17 protein-coding genes are annotated in these 22,480 nt (G+C 54.4%); 1 reads left to right on the top strand and 16 read right to left on the bottom strand.

The window, feature by feature from the left end; all coding sequences use genetic code 11:
• Window positions 1-35: 35 nt before the first annotated feature.
• The 16 genes from recG to gmk form a co-directional block, all read right to left on the bottom strand.
• A complete protein-coding gene (gene recG, locus F6I03_RS05720; RefSeq protein WP_070430005.1) occupies window positions 36-2,078 on the bottom strand; it encodes an ATP-dependent DNA helicase RecG in 2,043 nt (680 codons plus the stop codon).
• Between the two features lie 52 nt (window positions 2,079-2,130).
• Window positions 2,131-3,150: an MsnO8 family LLM class oxidoreductase gene (locus F6I03_RS05715; RefSeq protein ID WP_070430006.1), complete on the bottom strand. Its 1,020-nt coding sequence runs from the start codon at window positions 3,148-3,150 to the stop codon at window positions 2,131-2,133.
• 1,159 nt (window positions 3,151-4,309) lie between these two features.
• Window positions 4,310-5,947, bottom strand: coding sequence for a DAK2 domain-containing protein (locus F6I03_RS05710; RefSeq protein ID WP_070626289.1), 1,638 nt, complete (start codon window positions 5,945-5,947; stop codon window positions 4,310-4,312).
• Between the two features lie 54 nt (window positions 5,948-6,001).
• Window positions 6,002-6,364 (bottom strand): Asp23/Gls24 family envelope stress response protein, encoded by a 363-nt coding sequence (locus F6I03_RS05705; RefSeq protein ID WP_070431495.1) that lies wholly within the window; start codon window positions 6,362-6,364, stop codon window positions 6,002-6,004.
• A gap of 342 nt (window positions 6,365-6,706) precedes the next feature.
• Complete coding sequence (locus tag F6I03_RS05700; RefSeq protein WP_070431496.1) at window positions 6,707-8,647, bottom strand: heavy metal translocating P-type ATPase; 1,941 nt, start codon at window positions 8,645-8,647, stop codon at window positions 6,707-6,709.
• An 867-nt stretch (window positions 8,648-9,514) separates the two neighbouring features.
• Entirely contained in the window at window positions 9,515-9,703 is a 189-nt protein-coding gene (gene rpmB / locus F6I03_RS05695) for a 50S ribosomal protein L28 (protein ID WP_067976505.1), read from the bottom strand.
• Window positions 9,704-9,784: 81 nt separating this feature from the next.
• Complete coding sequence (locus tag F6I03_RS05690; RefSeq protein ID WP_070431497.1) at window positions 9,785-10,453, bottom strand: thiamine diphosphokinase; 669 nt, start codon at window positions 10,451-10,453, stop codon at window positions 9,785-9,787.
• Complete coding sequence (rpe, locus tag F6I03_RS05685) at window positions 10,453-11,109, bottom strand: ribulose-phosphate 3-epimerase (protein WP_141737881.1); 657 nt, start codon at window positions 11,107-11,109, stop codon at window positions 10,453-10,455. The genes F6I03_RS05690 and rpe overlap by 1 nt, the downstream gene beginning before the upstream one ends.
• A 19-nt stretch (window positions 11,110-11,128) precedes the next feature.
• Entirely contained in the window at window positions 11,129-12,019 is an 891-nt protein-coding gene (gene rsgA / locus F6I03_RS05680; protein WP_070431499.1) for a ribosome small subunit-dependent GTPase A, read from the bottom strand.
• Entirely contained in the window at window positions 12,012-14,219 is a 2,208-nt protein-coding gene (gene pknB, locus F6I03_RS05675) for a Stk1 family PASTA domain-containing Ser/Thr kinase (protein WP_070431500.1), read from the bottom strand. The genes rsgA and pknB overlap by 8 nt, the downstream gene beginning before the upstream one ends.
• A 1-nt stretch (window position 14,220) precedes the next feature.
• On the bottom strand, window positions 14,221-14,958 hold the full coding sequence (locus F6I03_RS05670) for a Stp1/IreP family PP2C-type Ser/Thr phosphatase (protein ID WP_070431501.1): 738 nt from the start codon (window positions 14,956-14,958) through the stop codon (window positions 14,221-14,223).
• Window positions 14,959-16,350 (bottom strand): 16S rRNA (cytosine(967)-C(5))-methyltransferase RsmB, encoded by a 1,392-nt coding sequence (gene rsmB / locus F6I03_RS05665; protein ID WP_168160484.1) that lies wholly within the window; start codon window positions 16,348-16,350, stop codon window positions 14,959-14,961.
• Window positions 16,325-17,281, bottom strand: coding sequence for a methionyl-tRNA formyltransferase (gene fmt / locus F6I03_RS05660; RefSeq protein ID WP_070431503.1), 957 nt, complete (start codon window positions 17,279-17,281; stop codon window positions 16,325-16,327). Before fmt ends, rsmB begins: the two co-directional genes overlap by 26 nt.
• 8 nt (window positions 17,282-17,289) lie before the next feature.
• On the bottom strand, window positions 17,290-19,704 hold the full coding sequence (gene priA, locus F6I03_RS05655) for a primosomal protein N' (protein ID WP_070431504.1): 2,415 nt from the start codon (window positions 19,702-19,704) through the stop codon (window positions 17,290-17,292).
• Between the two features lie 743 nt (window positions 19,705-20,447).
• Window positions 20,448-20,654, bottom strand: coding sequence for a DNA-directed RNA polymerase subunit omega (gene rpoZ / locus F6I03_RS05650; protein ID WP_070430521.1), 207 nt, complete (start codon window positions 20,652-20,654; stop codon window positions 20,448-20,450).
• The gene (gene gmk, locus F6I03_RS05645; protein ID WP_070430522.1) at window positions 20,654-21,286 is read right to left on the bottom strand and encodes a guanylate kinase; all 633 of its coding nucleotides are present in this window, start codon (window positions 21,284-21,286) and stop codon (window positions 20,654-20,656) included. The genes rpoZ and gmk overlap by 1 nt, the downstream gene beginning before the upstream one ends.
• Window positions 21,287-21,534: 248 nt before the next feature.
• Here gmk and F6I03_RS05640 point away from each other — a divergent pair, with 248 nt between their 5' ends.
• Window positions 21,535-21,909, top strand: a complete 375-nt coding sequence (locus F6I03_RS05640) for a hypothetical protein (RefSeq protein WP_070430523.1) — start codon at window positions 21,535-21,537, stop codon at window positions 21,907-21,909.
• Window positions 21,910-22,480: the final 571 nt, after the last annotated feature.

The following is a 22,480-nucleotide window of genomic DNA, read 5'->3' as shown; positions in this document are numbered from 1 at the left end:
TTTTAAGATTTTTTCATCACGATTCGCTTGGTAAGTTAGGCCTGGACGTCCTGGTCCTGGGCCTTGAGATAGGCCAGCAGCTGAGGATAGTCGCCAGCATGGGTCTCCAGATGGGGGATAAAATAGCCCACATCCTGGCGGGCTGCTTCGAGGATGGTCGCATCCGCCAGGGGATCAGCCAGCTTGAAATGAGGGAGGCCGCTCTGCTTGGTGCCAAAGTAATCCCCCGCACCCCTGAGTTCCAGGTCGGCCTGGCTCAAGTAGAAGCCATCCGTCGACTGGGTCATAATGGCCATCCGCTCCCGGCCGTTCTCGGTGTGGGGGTCGGCAATCAAGACACAATAGGACGGGGCATCCCCCCGGCCGACCCGTCCGCGCAGTTGGTGGAGCTGGGCGAGGCCGAAGCGGTCAGCATCCAGGATCATCATAAAGGTCGCATTGGGGACATTGACCCCCACTTCCACCACCGTCGTTGCGACCAGAACCTGGCTGGCCTGGCTCTGGAAGTCGGCCATGGCCTGGTCCTTGTCCTCGTTAGACATTTTACCATGGAGGAGGCCCACCTGGAAGCGCCCAGCAAAGTAAGTACAAAAGCGCTGGTAGATTTCCTCAGCATTCTGGGCTTCCTGGGTCTCTGATTCAGCGATCAGGGGGCAGATGATATAAGCCTGGTGCCCCCGCCTGAGCTCAGCTTCGAGCTGGTCGAGGGCAGTGTCTTCCTGGCTGGGCCGCAACCAAGTCGTGGTGATGGGCTGGCGGCCGCTGGGGAGTTCCTTGAGCTTGGAAACGTCCATATCCCCCATGGTCGTAATCTCCAGGGTCCGTGGAATGGGGGTCGCCGTCATATAGAGGACATTGGGCAGGGCCCACTTGCCCTTCTCGATCAACCGGGCCCGCTGCTTGACGCCAAAGCGGTGCTGCTCATCAATAATAATGAAGCCAAGCTGGGCGAAGTCGACATCGTCTTGGATCAAGGCATGGGTCCCAACCACCAGGTCCAGGTCCTCATTAGCCAAGTCATCCAGGATCTGCCGGCGGTCGGCGGCCTTGGTCGACCCGGTCAGGCAGGCTAGCTTGACATCAGCAGGCAGGAGGCTTTGGGCAGATTGGAAGTGTTGGTCGGCCAGGATCTCGGTGGGCACCATGAAGGCCCCCTGGTAGCCCCCGTAGACCGCTGCCATGAGGGCAATGAAGGCCACCACCGTTTTCCCGCTCCCCACATCCCCCTGGAGGAGCCGGTTCATCTGATAGGGCTGGCGGAGGTCTGCACAGATCTCATTGACCACCTGCTTTTGCCCCTGGGTCAGCTCAAAGGGGATGGACTGGATAAAGTGGACCAGGTCCTGGTTGTCATAAGCGATGGCAATCCCCCGGTCGGTCCGCCGCTTGACTAACTTCCGCCATTGGATGCGCAGGATATAGAGAAAGAACTCCTGGTACTTGATCTGGTAGCGGGCCTGGCGGGAGGCCGCCCCATCCGCTGGAAAGTGCATCCACTCCAAGGCCTGGCGGTGGGTCACCAGGCCATACTTCTCGCGCAATTCATCCGGCAGAACTTCCTGAACCTGGTCGCCATAGAGCTCCCAAGCCTGGCGGATATAGCTGACCAATTGCTTCTGGGAGAGTCCAGAGGTCAGCCGGTAGACCGAGGCTTGTTCGCTCAGGTCCTCTGACTGGGCCAGGTCAATGATCCGCTGGCCGATCATCTGTTGGCGCTTGGCATCGAACTTCCCATAGATGATCATGTCCTCACCGGGCTTGACCTTGTCCTTGAGATAGGGCTGGTAGAAGAAGACCACCCGCAAGACCTCGTGCTGGACAGCCAGGGTGAAGGTCAGCCGGCTCCCCTTCTTACCGCGGAAATAATCGACGACAGCGGGGGTGGTCACCCGGCCCATGACCGTTGCCTTCTGCCCATCCTCTAATTCAGCCACATCCTTGACCGACAAGTCCTCATAGCGAAAAGGGAAGTGGTAGAGCAAGTCCTTCACCGTGATAATTCCAATTTTTTCCAGGCGTTCGGCCGTCTTGGGGCCTACCCCTGGGATCTTAGTCACCGGATCGGAAAGACTTGACATCGTGCTTCACTTCCCTTCTAAGTATTCATCTTTAATTCTAACATAAATGCCCTTAAATCACTATCTCGCTCATGATTTCGATGAGCTGCTTACGGTAGATATGGGCGGGCAATTGGTTGAGCACCATGAATTCATCGCAGTCCAGTCGCTTCTTCAAGGCCTGGAGCTGGCTGGCCACCTGCTTGGGTGTGCCGACCACTTTCTGGTCCTTCATGGCGGCTAAAGTGGCCGCCTCCTCCTGGTCAAAGGGGAAGTCTGCCGCGTCCTCGACCGAGAGGAGCTGGTAGACGGACCGCTTATCGAACTTAAAGGCCAGGCTCCAATAATCGACCGCTGTCTCCAAGGCCGGAAGCAGGCTGGCATCATAAGCGGTCACCACATAGAGGGAGACAATCACATGGGGCTGGCTGAAAAAGGCCGAAGCCCGGAAATGTTCCCGGTAGGTCGCAATCGCGCGCTGGGCCTCCTCCAGGTCGCTATTGATAAAGAGCCCGTAGTTTAGGCCAAAGCCCATCTCAGCAGCTGCTTGGACATTATTCGCGCTCCCTGCGAGGATGAAGAGCTCAGGCTGGTCCCCCACCCGGTGGGGAATCAAGAGCCGGTTGGCATAGGGGTGGCCCTCCGGAAAAGAACTGGTCAGGAAGGCCCCCGTCGCCAGTAATTTCTCCTCATAGGTCAAATCCGACTGGAAACTTTCCCGGTCCAGGATATCATTCATGGCATCCCCTGACCGACTCTTGCCCAAGCCCGCATCTACCCGGTTGGGGTACATAGCTTGCAGGGTGCGGATCTTCTCCGCCATCTGATAGGTCGATTGGTTGTTGACCATAGCGCCGCCTACCCCCACACGGATCTGATCCGTCTTCGCGGCAAAGTGCGCGGTCAATAAGAATGGACTCGAGCTAAAAATCGACGGTGTGCTGTGGTGTTCCGCAAACCAATAGCGCTTTAACTGGCGCTGGTCCGCATACTGGATCAGCTGGGCCGAGCTATCAAAAGCATCCACCGCCGTTGTATCCTTATCCCGGGGAATAAAGTCCAAAATCCCAATATTTGTCTGCTTACCGTTCATTCCAACATTCCTCCCACGCCCACTGCCCACCAGCACTGGGCTTAGCAATTTCCTCATTAAGCGTATTATAACACTAAATGATGATCCGCCCACAAGCAATTCCCCTGAAAATACAGAAGACCCCCAGCAGCTCGAGTAAAAGATACAAAACGGGTACCTCATGCCAGGGCGCATGACTTTACTCGGGGTAAATTCAAAAGCGAAAGGCAGCTTCATCATGCGATTTCCAAAACAAAAAGGCCTCCGCCTAAAATAGCAGAAGCCCTTTTACCACAACAATTTACATTGACACTGCCCTTACACTCTTCAATCATTGAAGATATTATTCTTCTTTTTGATGGTATGAATTATCTGTTAGCTTAGCTATACCTTTATGAGCAGGAGTGGAGCTTGAAAGTGATCGTTAGCCATGAACAAGCAAGTTTCAGGGTGTGAGAGGATGCGGGAGAAAGGGACCTCTGGAGTAAAAGACCAGAGAAGGCTGAAGGCCTTCGATGGGATTTTGCGAAGAGGAGCCCTTTCTGCATCCTCGAACCCGACTAGAAGCGAATTAGGGGACGTAGGCGATAGCCGTACGGCCCCTTTGAGTCTCGCTAGGCGAGAAGGGTGTAGCAACGCTGCTGGCGCAGCCTTGAACTTCATCTCTAAGTCGCTTCACTCCAAGAGCTGAAGCTGCTCGAGCCGGTGCTGCTTTAGCCGTAGGAGCACAGCGACGTACGGATAAAGTACGAGACGGCACTAGCCGTCCTCGACCCTCTAATCATATAACGATCACTTTCAAAGCGGAGCGCATGCTCATAATACCATGCCCAAAACAAAAGGCCTCCGCCTGAAACAGCAGAAGCCCTTTTGTTCTTTCAATCATTTGACCGAAAATAATAGTTTACTTTTTATCGTATACTCATTGCACCATTCGGGTTTAGAGCGCTAGTTTTTCAAGTCCATTTAACCTTGCCCTTTTGAGCAGAAGTGAAGCTTGATTTTGCTCGTTAGCCACGTAGAAGCAAGCGAAGCGAATTAGGGGACGTAGGCGATAGCCGTACGGCCCCTTTGAGTCTCGCTAGGCGAGAGACCTTGGCTCGAGCCGGTGCCGTGGCTCTTTAACGGGCAAAATCAAAGCGAAACGTATGCTCACTGCAGGTTTCAATTAAGCCAGGCCCTATTCCACCGAAATCAAATAAGCATAGACCGGCTGCTTGCCTTCGTGGACCTCGAACTCAAGGTCAGGGTGCTTAGCTTCCAGGTCTTCGGCTAAAGCGTCCGCTTCCGCTTGGTCCACCCCTTCACCAAAGAAGAGGGTCACAATTTCAGAATCTTCGTCTAACATGGCCTCAACCGTCGCTAGGGTTTGCGCCTGACGGTCCGCTTGGCTGCCGATAATGTCGCCATCGACAATGCCCATGTAGTCGCCTTCCTTGATCTCCAGGTCGCCAATCTTGGTATCGCGGACGGAGGTTGTCACCTGACCGGACTTGACATAGGCCAATTCGCTGGTCATGGCGTCCGCATTGTCGTCCAAGCTGGCTTCTGGGTTGTAGCCCAGCATCGCCGTCAAACCTTGGGAGATGGACTTGGATTCCACCACGCGGGTCTCTTGGTCCAGGATATCCGCTGCCTGCTTGGAGGACATGAAGATATTCTTATTGTTTGGCAAGATCAAATAGCTTTCAGCATTAACTTCTTGGGCTGCCTTCACAATGTCTTCGGTCGACGGGTTCATGGTCTGACCGCCGTTGATGACCTTAGAAACGCCAAGACTCTGGAACATGTCTTGGATCCCTTGGCCAGCTGCCACCGCAATCACGGCAATCTTTTCCTTGGGCTTGGCCGGCGCTTGGGCTTGGGCCTTGCCTTCAAGGATGGTGTCGTGTTGGAGGCGCATATTGTCCACCTTGATCTTAATCAGCGACCCAAATTTTTGCCCGTATTCGAGGACTTGGCCCGGGTGTTCGGTGTGGACATGGACCTTGACCACTTCTTCATCATTGACCACGAGGAGGGAATCCCCCAGGTCATTGAGGAAGTTACGGAAGGTCTCATAGTCGAAGCTGTCGGTCACGGTCTCCCCTTCGCCCAGTTTGACCATGATTTCCGTACAATAGCCATAAGTGATGTCTTCATTGGACACGGCATGGGAGGTCTTGAAGTAGTTCTCCTGGTGGGCCAGTTCGGTCACATCCGCCTGGGACATGCCGAGCTTGTCGTCCAGCTCAATCTTCTCCCCTTTGAGGGCTTCCAGGAAGCCGGTATAGATGATGAAGAGGCCTTGGCCCCCACTATCGACAACGCCCACTTCTTTGAGGACAGGCAGGAGTTCAGGGGTCTTGATCAGAGCTTCTTCGGCCCCCTTGTGGACTTCTTCCATAACATAGATGGGGTCATCCTGCTGTTTGGCCGCTGCCATCCCCGCTTCGGCTGCTTCCCGAGCCACCGTTAAGATGGTCCCTTCCACTGGCTTCATCACGGCCTGATAAGCCGTTTCTACCCCATGGTTAAAGGCTTCCGCTAGGTCCTGGCCGGAGAGCACTTCCTTGGCCTCACAGCCCTTAGCGAAACCGCGGAACAATTGCGACAGGATGACGCCGGAGTTGCCCCGGGCCCCCATCAAGAGTCCCTTGGCCAGGTCTTGGGCGACCTCTCCCACAGCTGGGGCACTGTTCGTCTTCACGAGCTCATAACCGGATGAGAAGGACAGGCTCATATTGGTCCCTGTATCCCCATCTGGCACGGGGAAGACATTCAAGGAATTGACAAATTCCGCCTGGTCTTCGAGGCGCTTGGCCCCGACTGAAATCATATTTATTAACTCTTTTGCATCAATCGAATTCACATTAAACCTCCTCAAGCTATCCTAGTCGACATCTGTTCGGATGCCTTGGACAAAGACATTCACCACATTGGCAGAAAGTCCTAAGACTTTTTCGAGCTCAAACTTCACCGAACTTTGAACATTGCGGCAAATCTCGGAGATCTTTGTTCCATAGTTCACGATAATATAGACGTCAACCACTACACGCTCATCCTCGCTGTGGACCACCACGCCGCGCGCATAGTTTTCCCGGTTGAGGATCTCTTGGATGCCGTCACGAATTTGATTCTTCGAGGCCATACCGACCACCCCGTAATTCTGGGTCGTGGCCTTACCAACTACCATGGCAATGGCTTCATCACTAATTTCAATTTCACCATGTTTTGCTTCCATTTTTACTGTCATCTAAAAAGCCTCCTTATAGGTATATGAAGCTATTAATCTAAAAAATCCTTATGAATAGTGTAACGGATTCAAAGCACAATTTCTACACATTCTCTCCCATTATACTATATTCTTCTAGTAAATTATGTAAATTAAGCGATTTATTATTTAAAAAGCTATCTAATCATAAAAAGATGGCTTAATGGTAATCGCAAGTGACCATGCCTTACGCTGTTGAATTGGGTCCTTGAACTCCTGCCACAAAAAAAGCGAACGCCGAGGATTTTTTCGAGCGTTCGCTATTCATTCGTTTGATATTCAAGAGGCTGGGACGAAGGCTCCCCCAAGACCCTTTTATTCAAGCTATGACTTAAAGTCACGCGGGGTCATCAGAAGGCGGAGGGCATTGAGGATGACCAGGATGGTTGAGCCTTCGTGCATGATTACCCCGATGGCGATATCCATCTTACCCAGGAAGTTGAGGGTTACTAGGGTCAGGACAACCAGCATGGAGAAGGCAATGTTTTGCCAGGTGATCCGGTCCATCTTCTTAGCCAGCTGGTGGGCGTAGACCATCTTGGAGAGGTCGTTCTGCATGAGGACCAAGTCTGCCACATCCATGGCCACGTCGGTCCCATCCCCCATGGCTACGCCGACATCAGCGGTGACTAGGGCTGGCGCATCGTTGACACCGTCTCCCAACATCGCCGTCGTGCCGAAGCGGGTTTTCTGGTCAGCGACGATACTGGCCTTGTCTTCTGGCATGACATTGGCCACCACCTCTTGGATGCCGATCATCCGCCCCACGGCTTGGCCGGTCAGTTCCGCATCACCCGTAATCATGGTGGTGTGGATGCCCGCCTGGTTGAAGTAGTCGATCGCCGCTTGGGCTGCGGGGTTAGGCAGGTCCATGAGGGCGATCAAGCCGACCACTTGCTCATTCACTGCCAGGTAGACCACTGTCTTCCCTTCTTGGGCCAGGGCCACTTGCTTGGCCGCCATGTCGGGATGGACTTGGGCGAAGGAAGTCGGTTTGCCGATACGGTAGGTCTGGCCTTGGTAGTCGGCGGACAAGCCCCGGCCGAGTTCGTTTTGCACACTGAGGGCCGGTGTTGTCTGGGGCGTGAAGTGCTTGAGGATGGCACTCGCTAGGGGGTGGTTGGATTCCTTTTCCATGGCAACTAGGATGTCGACCATCTCCGCTTCATCCACGCTCTCATCGAAGTAGACATCGGTCACGCTCGGTTTGCCGTAGGTCAGGGTCCCGGTCTTGTCGAAGGAGATTGCTTGAAGGTCCGCGACTTGGGAGAGATAGGCCCCACCCTTGACCAGGACACCTTTTTTGGACAGGTTGGAGATGGTCGCTAGGGTAGCGGGCACCGCACTGGCAGCCAGGGCGCAGGGAGAAACAGCAATCAGGTAGACCATGCTCCGGTAGAGGCTCATCTCCCAGGTCCAACCGAAGATGTAAGGGCCGGCTAAGAGAACGAGGGGGAAGAGCAGGAGGACAAAGGTCACATACTTGGGTTCTAAACGTTGGATCAGGCTGGCCGTCTTGGTCAGGCTGGACTGGGATTGGTTAACCATGTCTAAGATCTGGGCAAAAACGGTCTCCGAACTGTCCTTAGTGACAAGCATGGTGAAGGTCCCGGTCCCATTGATGGTCGACCCGAAGACTTCATCCCCTTCTCCCTTCTCCTTAGGCATGCTCTCGCCATTGATAGAGGACTCGTCCACTGTGGTCAAGCCGGTTAAAATCACCCCATCGGTAGGAATCTGGTCGCCGTTGAGCACCTTCAAATGGTCGCCCAGCTTAACCTGGTCAACCGGCACCACTTGGGTATCTCCATTAGCTAGGATCAAGCGTGCCTCGGTCGGATTCATTTGTAATAGATTGGTAATTTCGCGCTTACTCTTGCCATCCACATAGTCTTCAAGGAAGTGGGCCCCGGCAAAAATCACAATCAAGAGCGCACCCTCCTCGAAGTTCCCAATCGCCATCGCCCCTGCCGTAGCCAGGGCCATGAGGAAGTGGATATTAGGTAAAAACTTCTTCGCTTCTAGGCTCCGACGAATGGTATCGCCAAAACCTTCGAGAATAATATGGTAGCCTGCTGTCACGATGGCCAGGGTAAAGGCCAGACTGGCATAGGCCAAACCTCGCGCCTCCAGGTAAAGGCCAACGAAGAAAGCAGCTAAACCGACAAAATACATCATCACAGGCAACTTGCCATCGTGGTCGTGTTGGTCTTCAGCGGCCGCCCGGACCTTGCGTCCTTGGACCTCTAAACTTTTCTCAGACATTTGATTTTCCTCCTTAGATCGGATTAGTTACACATGAATAACTGTTCATTTATTTGTCAAGGGCTTACATGAAGTTCCGTTCATTCGTACCTTTATTATACTTGAACAACTTTTCATATGTCAACCCTTTTAAGGGGAAAAGTCTAGATAAAAGAAAAAACTAGGTTGAGACGAGCACATTGCCCCCTATCCGGCATCTTCTTCGCTGAACATGCCGGTGGTGTTTAGCCGTTGGAGCTTTAGCGACTTACGGATAAAGCACGAGACGGCACCAGCCGTCCTCGAACCTCTAGCCATTCAAGGCCCAAATTCAAAAGCGCAACATATGCTCACCAGCACCATCTCATCCCCCACCACACATAAAATCAAAGCAGACCTGATTTCAAGCTTTTTTGATAAAACTCGAATTAAAATACTTTTTTGCTATTCGTGTTGTGAGCAGGAGTGGAGCGTTGAAGTTGGGCCTTAGCCATGAACAAGCAAGCTTCAGGGTGCGAGGGCTAGCGGGAGAAATAGACCTCTGGAACAAAGAGGCAAAGAAGACTGAAAGTCTTCGACGACTCTTTGTGAAGAGGAGCTATTTCTGCTAGCCTGAACCCGACTAAAGCGAATTACGGTGCGTAGGCGTTAGCCGTACGCACCGTTTGAGACTTGCTAGGCGAGAAGGATGTAGCAACGCTGCTGTCGCAGCCTTGAACTTCATCTCTAAGTCGCTTCGCTCCAAGAGCTGAAGCTGCTCGAGCCGGTGCCATGGCTCTTCAAGGCCCAAATTCAAAAGCGCAACGCATGCTCATTAGCACCGTCCCCCTAGCACAAAAAAAGAAGCCGAGATCCACATCTCCGCTTCGTTTTTCTTATTTAATTGCCTTAAGCACGTTTAACCAGGCCTGATTTAATAGCACGAGCTGACGCCCATACACGTTTAGGTTTACCGTCTTCAATAATACGAACTTTTTGTAAGTTTGCTTTAAATGAACGTTTTGAAGCGTTTAAAGCGTGAGAACGGTTATTTCCTGTTTTTGCTTTACGACCTGTGAAGTAGCATTCTTTAGCCATTATGTCATCATACTCCCTTCGTTCAAAAATCATGTACCAAATAATGATAGCATAAAGTCCTTCACCCCGCAAGGAATTTTTTTAGCGCCAGGCGTCCCGACTCTGGATAACCAAGAGCCGGCCAGAAGTAAAGCACAAGTTCATCTGGTCCGCATCCGGCAGAAATTCATTGGAGATAAAGGCGCGCGGCACCGTCATCTGGTAGTGGTCCAGAGGATAAAGCACCTGGTCCAGGCTCAGATCCGCAACCGGGCCCAAGCCAATAAAGGACAGGTAGACCTTATCGGGCTGGCGGTCGACTTGGTGGTCACCGGGCAAGAGGAAGCCTAGGCTGTTATAAGGGTCTTCAAAGGTCAGCCGCTCCAGTAAGTCCTGGTAGCGGTCCTCATAACCCAGCCAAACCACGCTCAAGGTGTGGTCCAAGCGCCCCCCGAGAAAGCCCAGGCAGCGGACCTGCCCCTGCCAGTTGATAGCTAAGAGATAGTCCAAGGCTTCCTCCAAGTCGGTCGCATCCTTCATAGCAGGTAATTCCACGACTTGCTTGGCCTCAGACTGGATCCAGGCCTTCTCTTGGGCAGACACCGAGTCGAAGTCACCCAGGGCCAGGTCCAAGGGCAGGCCCGCTTGCAGGAGACGGAGCGCCCCCTTGTCCACGCCCAGGCAGAAGTCGTCGGGGCCCAGATCCAGGCGGTCTAGCCACTTGTCCTCCAGGTCCCCGCTCCCCACCAAGAGGGCTTGTTTTTCGCCCATTAAATCACCGCTTCTCTCAGGGAGAGGATGGCTTGTTCGACGTCATCCTGGCCATAGACATAGGACCCAGCGACAAAGACATCCGCTCCCTTGTCATAGCAGGTCTTGATGGTCTGGTCGGTGATCCCCCCGTCAACTTGGATCAGGAAGTCCAATTCCCGCTCTTGGCGCAAACGGACCAGCTGGCTGATCTTATCGGTCACTTCAGGCAGGAAGGCCTGGCCACCGAAGCCAGGGTTAACGGTCATCACGAGGACCATATCCACTTGGCCTAAGACAGGTTCGACCAAGCTGACAGGGTCCGCTGGGTTCAGGGCCACTGCAGCCTTCATGTCCTGCTTGTGGATCTTTTGGATCAGGGCATGGAGGTGCTGGCTGGCATTGGCGTGGACAGTCATTTGGTCCGCCCCCGCTTCGGCCAGGCTATCCACAAAGTCTTCGGGCCGGGCCACCATCAGATGGCAGTCAAAGAAGAGCTTGGACTTGGGGCGGAGGGCAGCAACAATCGGGGCCCCAAAGGTCAAATTCGGGACATAGTGGCCGTCCATGATGTCAATATGGACCCAGTCGGCACCGGCGTCTTCAATCCGTTTCACTTCACTCGCAAAGGCGGACATATCCGCACTCAGAATGGATGGGGCAATTTTCATTGGGATTCCTTCTTTCCTATAGATTCTAATACTTGGGTTTACGCTGGGCCAGTTCATCGAGGAGCTGGCAATAGGAGGCATAGCGGGAGTCTGCAATCTCACCCGCCGCCACCGCTTCCTTGACCGCACACTTGGGTTCTTGGCGGTGGAGGCAGCCGCGGAACTTGCAGCCTGCCGCGAAGGCCTGGATCTCGGGAAAACAAGCCGTTAATTCGATCGCTTCCATATTTGGCAAATCGATGGAGGAGAAGCCGGGGGTGTCCAGGAACTTGCCGCCTAGGAGGTCATGCAATTGGACATCCCGGGTGGTGTGCCGGCCGCGGCCGAGCGACTTGGAAACTTCTGCGGTTTCCAAGTTCAGCTCGGGCAGCAAACGGTTCAGCAGGGTGGACTTGCCTACCCCAGACTGGCCGACGACGACCATGGTCTGGCCCTGGCTAAGATCTTCCAGGTCGGCTAGGTCCAGGGCATCACTGACGAAGACCTGATAGCCGATATCTTCATAGATGGCTAGGAAGTTCTGGACTTCTGCGCTTTCCGCTTCATCCAAGAGGTCCATCTTGCTGAAGTAGAGGACGACGTCAATCCCTTCATAAGCCAAGTAGGCCAAGAAACGGTCTAGGAGCTTGGGCGAAATGCTGGGGTCTTTGACCGAGACCACCAGGAAGGCCAGGTCGATATTGGCCACTGGCGGCCGCTGGAGTTGGTTCTTGCGGGGCAGGATGTCCGTAATCAGCCCTTCTCTTTCCTGGTCGGCAATAAAACGCACATAGTCGCCGACCAAGGGACTGGTCTTGGTCTTGCGGAATTGGCCGCGCGCCCTGGTCTCATAGCGTTTATGGGACTGGGCTTCTTCCACATAGTAGAAGCCGCTCAGGGCGTGGACAATCTGTCCCTCATAATCTGTCTTAGTCACTGGCTTTCACCCGGTTTTCTATAATGGTCTTGCCATCCCGGACCACCTTGAAGGAGGCCACATCCCCTTCCACCGTCTCAAAGTCTAGGGTGTAGGAGGTGTCTCGCGTAATGGTGAAGCTGTCCACGGGGCTGGCATAGGAATGGTTGTAGTCATCGATATAAATCTCAATCTGGTTCTCGCCACGGCTTAGGAGGGGCCGGTCAGTCAGCCATTCGCTGGCTTGAACCTGGGTCCAGATTGGCCAGGACCGCCAAGACTTAAACACAGCGGTCGGTTCTGTCAGGCTGCGACGGCCGAGCGTCGTCTCGTTCCGGCGCTCTTGCCGGGAGTGTCTGGACGCATTACTGGATGAGGACCGGCTCTCTTCTTCTTCCTCTTCCTCACTTTCACCAGGGTCGCTGTAAGGAATGGTGATGGTATGGGAGAATTGGACGGTGGCTGGTTTCTCAGGGCCGAGGGAGAGAACGACCGATAGGCTGTCACCGGCTTGGACCTTGGTCCCAGAGCCTGGGCTTTGGCGAATGACCCGGCCAGCGGTGACTTGGTTGGAATATTCACTGGACGTCGTCAGCTGGAGGCCGATTGAATCCGCATAGGCTTGGACTTCAGACTGGGTCTTCCCGGATAGGTCCTGGAGCTCAAAGGTCTCCTTGCCCTTGCTTACCTTCAAGGTCACCGTGGTGTCTTTAACCTGGACTTCCTGGCCGGAGCCGGGCTTCTGGCTGACCACATGGCCGGCCTTGATCTGGTTATCGTAGACCTCTTCTTTCTTGACCTTGAAGCCTTCTTCTTCCAGCTCGCGCTTGGCCTCGTCAAAAGGCTGGTCGCGGTAGTCCTTCAAGGTGACCTTCTTGGGCCCAGTGGACACATAGAGGTCAACCGCCGACCCCTCCTTGACCCGGCTGCTGGCTTCAGGATCTGTCCGCGTCACCTGGCCATCCTGGATTTCTTCTGAAGACTCCTCTTCTTGCTGGCCTAGCTGGAGGCCCGCTTCTTGGATGAGCTGGACGGCTTGGTCAGGGCTCATCTTAGCCACATCCGGGACTTTGACCCGGGTCATGGCCGAATAGACCGTTACCGATAGGAGTAAGAGGACGACCAGGCCAGCCGCCAGGAGCCAGCGGGGCAGGTCCTGGAACTTGGCCCAGACTCCCTGGTTCTGGTCGCGATGGGGCCGGTCGCCTACTGGAATCGGGGTTGCTTCCTCTTCCATAGACGCTTCAGTCTGGGCCGCCGTTGTGGCGCTTTCGGGACGGGCTAAGACCAGGGTCTGGTCCAGCTGGTCGGCGCTTTGGTCTGCCTCTAGGTCTGGCTTGGCCAGGATAATGGTCTCATCCGCCAGTCCCGGGCTGTTGACCAGGGGTACTTCCAAATTCTCAGCATCTAAGGCCGTCGCCAGGTCCTGAGCCATGTCACGGCAGGTCTGGTAGCGGTCCTTGGGCTCCTTAGCAGTCGCTTTATAGATAATATTTTGGATGCTGTTGGGGATATGGGACCGCTCCGCATCCAGGGCGGGCAGGTCTTCTTGGAAGTGCTTGAGGGCGATAGAGACCGCCGACTCCCCATCGAAGGGCACATGGCCCGTCAGCATCTCGAAGGAAACAATCCCAAGCGAATAGATGTCCGACTGGGCCGTCGCCAAGCTTCCCCGGGCCTGTTCCGGCGACAAATAATGGACCGAGCCGATAATGGTCGAGGTCTGGGTAATGGAGGTTTCCGTTGAAATAATCGCAATCCCAAAGTCCATGATCTTAACTGTCCCGTCCGCCTTGACCATAATGTTTTGTGGTTTCAGGTCGCGGTGGACAATGCCGTGGTCATGGGCACACTGGACCCCGTCGAGAATCTGCAACATGATGGCCTGGTAGGTCTGGGGCGAGAGGGGGTGGTTGTCTCGGATATAGGTCTTCAGGTCCTTGCCGTCCACATATTCCATGACAATATAATTCTCCCGCTCCTTGTCCCCGATATCATAGACATCCACAATATTGGGATGGTCGAGTTCCGTGATGGACATGGCCTCGCGCCGGAAGCGGCGGATAGAATCCGTTTCATCATCTAAGTCTAAACGTAAAAATTTAATGGCAACTTGTCGCTCGAGGATGTGGTCGAAGGCCAGGTAAACATTGGCCATCCCACCAGAACCGATATGACTTAAGAGCTCATAGCGCTCATCAATGAGCTGCCCAATTCGCATACTAGTCGCTCCCCTCAATCCGTGCCAAAATCACTGAAATATTATCCTTGCCGCCCGCCTGGTTGGCCGCCTCAATCAAACGCTGGATGGATTCATCCAAGTGGGGGTAGTGGCCAATAATGGCCAAGATATCCTCATCCGCCAACATATCGCTCAAGCCATCCGAACAGAGGACAAAGACATCGTCCGGGTAGAGATGGAGGCGGTCGATATCCACATAGAAGTCCGGACTAACGCCCAGGGACTGGGTGATAATATTCTTCTGTGGATGGGACCGGGCCTCTTCTTCGGAAATCATATTGAGGTCCAAGAGCTCTTGGACATAGGAATGGTCCTTGGTAATCTGCTTAATGGCCCCATCCCGGATCTGATAGGCCCGGCTATCGCCAATATGGGCAATGGTCGCTTCCCGGCCCATCACCGCAATGGCCACCACCGTCGTCCCCATCCCCTCTAAGTCTTGGAATTGTTGGGACTTCTCAATCAAGCGGTCATTGGCATCCTGCAAGATCAGCTGGAACCAGTCTCTGGCCCGCTGGTGGGTCATCTCCACCGTCTCCTCCCAGGCCTTACCCACCTGGTAGAGAGCCATCTCACTGGCCACATCGCCGGCATTCTGTCCCCCCATACCATCGCACAGGATCAGGAGGGCCTGGCCGGACTGGTTATAGAAATCCCCCAGCTGGTCCTGGTTCTCCTTGCGCTGGATCCCGATATCTGTTAGCTTCGCTACTTCCATCTAATCACTTCCCTCTGTCTTCTTTCTAAAGTTGGCAATAAAAAAGCCATCACTGGAATAATAATGAGGTAGAATTTCCAAACACCCGGTCGCTGTCTGAGCCCGCTCTAAAGCCTCCCTTGCAAGTGGGACAGCTTCAACCACCATCTCAGGGTGGCGGTCCAGGTAGGCAGTCACCACGGCTTGGTTCTCTTCTTCTGTTATTGTACAGGTACTATAGGTCAAAAGGCCAGACTTTTTCAAAAGTGGGGTCACTTCTTCCAGGATGGCTAGCTGGATGGACTGGAGGGCGGTCAAATCAGCTGCCTGCTTGTGGTAGCGGGTGTCGGGCTTGCGGCGGAAGAGGCCCACCCCAGAGCAAGGGGCGTCCACTAAGATCCGGTCCAAGCTCTCAGGGGCAAAGTCCTGGCCCAAGTTCCTGGCATCCCGGCTGGCGACTTGGACCCGATCCCTGAGCCCCGTCCGCTGGAGATTCTCCTCAATCAGCGGGAGCTTCTTCTCCTGGATATCATAGGCATAGACCTGGCCTCCACTCCCCACTGCCTGGGCCAGCTGGACCGTCTTCCCTCCCGGCGCAGCACAGGCATCGAGGACCTGGTCGCCCGCTTGGACTTGGAGGGCCTGGGCCGCTAGACTGGCCGACTCATCCTGGATAGTAATTAAACCCTCCTGGAAGGCCTGGCTATTGGCCGGATTGCCCTTGGTCACCCGGTAGCTCGCCGGATTAATGGGACTAGCTTGCAAATGATAGCCCGCTTCTTTTAGACCTTGGACGATAGCTTCTGCCCGGTCTGCGTCCAAGATACGGATAGCCGTCGCCGGGGCCTGGTTGAGGGAGGCCATGAGTGCCTCGGCCTCCTCCCCGAAACGGTCCTTGAAGTAGGCCACCCAGTATGGGGGCAGGCTGTAACGGAGGCTAGACGCTTCTTCTTCCTTTGCCGCCTTGGCTTCAATGAAGCTTTCCAGGTCCGGATAGGTCCGGAAGCTATTGCGGAGGACGCCATTGGCAAAGCGGCCCAGGCTGACATTGCCCCGCTTCTTGGCGATCCGGACCGCCTCATTAACAATGGCGTGTTCAGGGATGGCATCCAGGTAATAATACTGATAATAGCTTAAAAGCAGGAGCTGTTTGAGCCATTTTTTGACGCGCTTAGGGCGCTTGACCATGTGCTCAAAGAGGGCCTCCAAGGGGATCTGATACTGGATGGTCCCGTAGACTAGCTGGGTGTAGAGGGCCTGGTCCCTTGAAGCCACCGCCTGGTCCTGGATGGTCTGGCTCAACACATGGTTGACATAGGCCCCCTCCTGGAAGACGGCAGTCAGGGTCTCCATGGCCTGGTAGCGAGCCGTCTGCTTGAGGCTGGGCTTATTCGAAGCGGTCGTTGACGTCAATTTGCCCAGCCCCCCCATTAATGAAACTTGCGATAGCCATCGCCTTCTTGCCGTTAGGTTGGATCTCTAAGACATTGAGGAGCTGGCCGTCACCCGCCGCAATGACGAACTGGGCAGGTTTCTTCTGGATGCGGACCACGGTTCCCGGGGCCTTGTCCGTCGTTTCGCCCGCCAAGACCTCGGTCCGCCAAAACTTCCAGCGCTGGTCCTCATAGAGGGCATAGGCACCCGGCCAAGAATTGAAGGCCCGAATCTTATTGTGGATGGCCTGAGCCGGCTCCTTCCAATCGATCCGCTCCTCCGCCTTCTTAATATTAGGGGCGTAGCTGGCCTGGCTCTCGTCTTGGTCAACTGCTTCGAGGGTCCCCGCAAAAAGTTCCGGCAGCTTAGCGACTAAGAGCTCAGCACCAAGATCTCCCAAACGGTCAAACATTTCGGCGACGGTCACCTGGTCGTCAATGGGGGCCTTGGCCTGGGCTAGGATAGGGCCAGCGTCCATGGCAGGCACCATCCGCATCAGGCTGACCCCCGTCTCCTTGTCCCCCTTCCAGATGGCATAGTGGATAGGCGCCCCACCCCGGTACTTGGGCAAGAGGCTGGCATGGACATTGACCGCCCCATACTTGGGCGCTTGGAGCAGGGACTGGGGCAGGAATTGCCCGTAAGCCGCCGTTACCAAGAGGTCCACTTCCTCTTGGGCAAAGAAGTCGGCCACTTCTTGGTCCTGGCCAATGTTTTCAGGTTGGAAGATCTTTAAGTCGTGGGCTTGGGCCAGTTCTTTAACAGGGCTTGGCGTCAGCCGCCGCTTCCGCCCCACTGGACGGTCCGGCTGGGTCACCACGGCAACCAGCTGGTAATCAGCTTGGTCCAAGAGGGCTTGCAGACTTTTCACAGCAAAATCGGGCGTGCCCATAAAGACAATTTTTTTCATAGTACCTCCTAGATAAATGACATGGGTTCAACATCAATAGCAACATAGACTTGCTTCTTGCTCCACTCCTGGGCGATGGCCTGGATCTCCTTGAAGACTTGGTCGAGGCCTTGGCGCTTGCGGTATTGGAAGAGGAGCTGGAAATAATAGCGGTTCTTCATCCGAGCAATGGGCGCTTGGCTGGGCCCTAGAATCCGGGTATCTTGCCCCTGGTCATAGTCCCTGAGCAAGCGGGCCAGCCGGGTCATTGCCAACTGGGCCTCCCTCTGGTCAAAGTGGGAGACGGTCAAGCGGATGGTGTAGTAATAGGGTGAATAGTGGTTGAGCTTGCGAAAGCTCATTTCTTTTTGATAAAAGCGGTCATAGTCCTGGCTCTGGGCCAGCTGGATGGCATAGTGGTCGGGGTTATAGGTCTGGATAAAGACCCGGCCCGGCAAGTCGCCCCGGCCCGCCCGACCGCTGACCTGGGTCAGGAGCTGAAAGGTCTTCTCGCTGGAGCGGAAGTCCGGCAGGTTGAGGGCCGTATCCGCATTGATCACGCCGACCAGGGTGATATTGGGGAAGTCCAAACCCTTAGCAATCATCTGAGTACCCAGCAAAATATCAGCCTCCCCCGTCTCGACCTGCTTGAGGAGCCGGGCCGTACTCCCCTTGCGCCGGGTGGTGTCGTTATCTAGCCGCACCAAGTTCGCCCGGGGGAAGAGCTCTTCAATCTCCTGCTGGACCCGCTCCGTCCCGGTCCCAAAGTCGCGCAAGTGCCGGTTGAGGCAGAGCGGACAGCGCTGGGGCAAGGGGATGGAGTAGCCACAATAATGGCAGTCCAGCGACTTGGCGTGATAGTGGTAGGTCAGGCTCACATCGCAGTGCTCGCACTTGAAGACATAGCCGCAGTCCCGGCACATCATATAGGACGCAAAGCCCCGGCGGTTGAGCATCAAGGCTACTTGTTGGCCCTGGTCGATGGTGGCCTGGATGGCATCCCGGAGCTTGCGGGAGAATTGGTAGTAGTTCTTATGGCGGAATTCCTCGCGCATATCCACAATCTCTACCTGGGGCAGGGGCTTCTTGTTGGCCCGCTGGCGGATGGTCAAGAGCTGGTAGACCCCGTTCTGGGCCCGGGCGCGCGATTCCAGGGATGGGGTCGCCGAGCCCAGGACCAAGGGGCAGTGGTGGTAAGTCGCCCGCCACTTGGCCAGGTCCCGGGCATGGTAGTGGGGCTGGTCAGCCTGCTTGTAGGAGGTCTCATGCTCCTCATCGATAATAATGAGGCCCAAGTTATCCAAGGGGGCAAAGATCGAGGACCGGGCCCCCACCACCACCTGGGCTTCTTGGCGGCGGATCCGCCGCCATTCATCGAACTGTTCCCCCACCGAGAGTTGGCTGTGGAGGACAGCTACCTGGTCGGCAAAGCGTCCCTTGAGATGGCGGACCATCTGCGGGGTCAGGGCAATCTCTGGCACCAGGAGCAGGGCCTTTTGCCCAGCGCTGAGGGCCTTCTGGATAAGCTGCAGGTAGACCTCGGTCTTCCCGCTCCCTGTCACCCCTTGGAGGAGGAAGACCTGGTCGGACTGGTCATCCATGGCCTGGCTCACCTGGTCATAGGCCGCCGCCTGTTCGGGCAAGAGGGGCAGGGCCTGGGTCGGCTCAAAGTCGCTGTCAGCTAGGGGATCGCGGCGGACCTCCTGCTCATAGACCTTGAGCCAGCCCTTGCGCTCCCCCGCCCGGACCGTCTGCATGGTGAGATCATAGTCTTCGCGCAGGGTCCGGGTAGGCAGGGCTTTGCCCTCGAGCTCCATCAGCAATTCACAGAGGAGGACCTGCTTATGGGCAGACTTAGACAGCTTGGCATGCTCAACTTCCAGGTCTTCTCGGTCCAGCAAGGGTTGGATCCAATTTTCCGTCTTGACCTGCTTCTGGTCCTCCACCCGGTATTCCAGGGTCAGCTTGCCCTGGTCCTTGAGCTTGAGCAAATTTTTGAGCTGGCCCTCCTGGTCGGCCCGGCTCCAAGCATAGGCCGTCTTGTCCGCGAAGTAATACTGGTGGTCCATATAGGAGAGCTGCTCCGTGGGCCGGAAGTATTTCTCATACTTGACCTTGAGCAAGCGCGGCAGCATAGCATGGTAACACGTCACCAGGAAGGAAAAATAATGGTCCGCCATATAACGGCCCAAGTCCAAGAGCTCCTGGTTGAGGACGGGAACATCATCTAAGAGCGCCGTCAGGGGGCGGAGCTCACCCTCGTACGCCGTTTCTGACACCAGCTCTAAGACATAGGCCTGGACCTCCCGCACACCAAAGGGCACCTCCACCCGCATGCCAGGTTGGACAAATCCCAGCAAGTCGTCAGGTATGGCATAGTCATAGGATTGGTCTGTCTGCCGGGTCGGCACATCCACAATCACACGTGCAATCGCCTGAGTCACAAAATCCCCCTCCCTAAAAAATTCTTCTCTTCCATTGTAAACGATTCAGGACCAGAAACAAATTTTTTCCCTGGAAAAATGTTTCCTGGATAAAAGAAAAAAGCCGGACAATAATTCCAGCTTCTAAACTTGTATGCTTCCGCCAAAAGAGCAGAATGAGCGTGCGCAGATCAGCTTGGCCACCCCTCTTTAGTCATTGGCGGCTGGCAAGCCACACTCGGAGCTTCTTTGTGGATTGAATCCTGTGAAGCCACACTTGAAGGGGCTATTTGTGGATTAAAGCTCGTCTATCCACACTTGGCGCTTCTGTTTGGGGGTTCAGGCGATTTGCGCTCAGGACTGTTGAATGCAATCATACGAGCCTAAACGCGCGCCTTCACACCCTATAGTCGGGTTCAGGCTAGCAGAAATAGCTCCTCTTCGCAAAGAGCCGCCGAAGACTTTCAGTCTTCTCTGGCTCTTTGCTCCAGAGGTCTATTTCTCCCGCTAGCCTTCACACCCTATCCAGTCGGGTTCGGTTGCGCAGCTTCCTTGTCACTTCACAAGTCTCCGCCGCAGTCCTCCAGACTGCTCTGGTGACTTGCTCCAGTGAAAGGAAGCTAACCGCGCACCCTCACACCCTATAGTCGGGTTCGTCTTGGCAGAAAGGGTGTGTGACTTCAGCAAAAGGGAACGACCGGCTTACAGCCGCTCTTATCCCTTTTGCCTCCAGTCAACCCTTTCTAACCGCCAAGTCTCACACCCTATCTTAGCGATTCGGGGTCGATAACGAGGTCGTTGGAAGTGATTTCTTCTAAGGCTTGGCCGACGTATTTGGGTGAGCGGTATTCGTTAAGCATAGGATTGTGGTTGACTTGTAGGTCGTGGGCCCGCTTGGCAGATACGCTGCAGAGTGAGTATTTGGAGTTCACTTTTTCGAGTAAACGGTCAATGGATGGGTAAATAATCATTAGTCAGTCTCTCCTTCATCTAAGTAATTTTCAACGACATCATCGATAAAGCGGTCTACCTTCAAGTGTTCCGCTTGGATGATGGTTTGGATATTCTCAACAGCTTTGGATACGTCGTCATTCTCAACGACATAGTCATACTGGGTCATTAATTGTAGTTCGGCCCGGGCTTGTTCCATCCGCTTGGCAATAACGTCAGGGGCGTCTGTGCCGCGGTTGACGATCCGGGTTTCTAGTTCCCCGAGGTTTGGTGGCGCGAGGAAGATGAAGACCCCGTCTGGCATCCGGCGCTTCACCTGGAGGGCCCCTTGGACTTCAATCTCCAAGAAGACGTCCTTACCCTGCATGGTCATGTCTTCAATATAAGCCAGGGGGGTCCCATAATAGTTGCCCACATATTCGGCATACTCCAATAATTGCTCTTCTTCAATCATTTGTTCGAACTTGCTGCGGCTGACGAAGAAATAGTCCTGGCCATTCACTTCGCCCTGGCGCGCTTCACGTGTCGTCGCTGAGACAGAATAGAAGAATTGGTTACGATCATGGTCTGTATCAAACAAGGCCTTCCGCACGGTGCCTTTGCCCACCCCAGAAGGGCCTGATAAAACAACTAATAATCCTTTTGATTTCATAGAACACCTTTCACCCTCTGAATTTGTATAAGAACTATAGTAACATAAATCTCAGCCTTTGACAGTAAGATTACAATTTTTTTATCCGATTGCCTGCTCACCGTCCTAATAGCTCTATTATACCATGAATCAAATCTTTTGTTTGGCTATTGACAAGGGAACAAGCGTTCGCTATACTAGGGTTACAGAACGTTTGTTCCGGTGATTGCCATCATTTACCCATTATCTTAGAGAAAAGGAGCCTCAGTATGCAAAAAGTATCCCATTACCAACGTCTAAAAGCCCTCTTCACCCCTGTGAACCAGCTGGCTGAAGTTCAAGCGCCCCAGGTAGCCAAGCCCCGTTCGGCCGCCCAAGCGAGCCAGCTGACCCAGACCATGCCTGCCCTGGCCATCGCCCAAGGCTTAGACCAGGCCTTGAAGCAGGGGCAACCCATCTACCTGACCGTCAGCCGGCAAAACGGCCCTCTTCTGACCAAGGACATCCTCTTTGGCAGCGTCAAAGAAATCGACAGCCAGAAAGAACGCATCATCTTCGCTGAAGCCCTCAACCCCGTCACCCATCTCATCGCCTTGGACCGGATCCAGGCTGTTAATGGTATTGAAATAGTTGAAAAGGCATAAGGAGGGTGACCGCAAAAGCGTTCAGCTTTGATTCTTGGAGTCAGTCGGGATAAGGACAAGCTCTGCTTGCACGTTCCCAACTCACGAAATCACTCCCTATCTGATAAATGAGTCCCATACAGGGGCAAGCACAATGATTAACATATCAAGTAAAGATTAACAAGCTAGCAAGGCCCTTGCTAGCTTGTTTTCATTATGGTGAGGGAGTAGGCTGCTTGCTAATCGAGAACCTGTTTGCTACTTGGTGCGATCCTACTTGCTAATCAGAGCTCTGTTTGCTACTTGGTGCGATCCTACTTTCTAATCAGAGCTCCGTTTGCGACTTGGCGCGATCCTACTTGCTAATCAGAGCTCCGTTTGCGACTTGGTGCGACCCTACTTGCTAACGAGGCCTACATTCGAAAGTTGCCGCGATCCTACTTGCTAACAAGAGCGCCATTCGCAAGTTGACCACTCTCTACTTACAAACCGAGCTGCTAGTTGAAAGTTAGCACGGGCCTATCCAGCCATTCTTGAAGCTCTGACCATTTAAGGGCAAATTCAAAAGCGCAACGTATGCTCACCTGCACCA

The organism is Aerococcus sanguinicola (genome assembly GCF_008726925.1).
Lineage (GTDB): Bacteria > Bacillota > Bacilli > Lactobacillales > Aerococcaceae > Aerococcus.
Note: the sequence above shows the minus strand (reverse complement) of the source record. Positions and strands in the feature narration are given on the sequence as shown.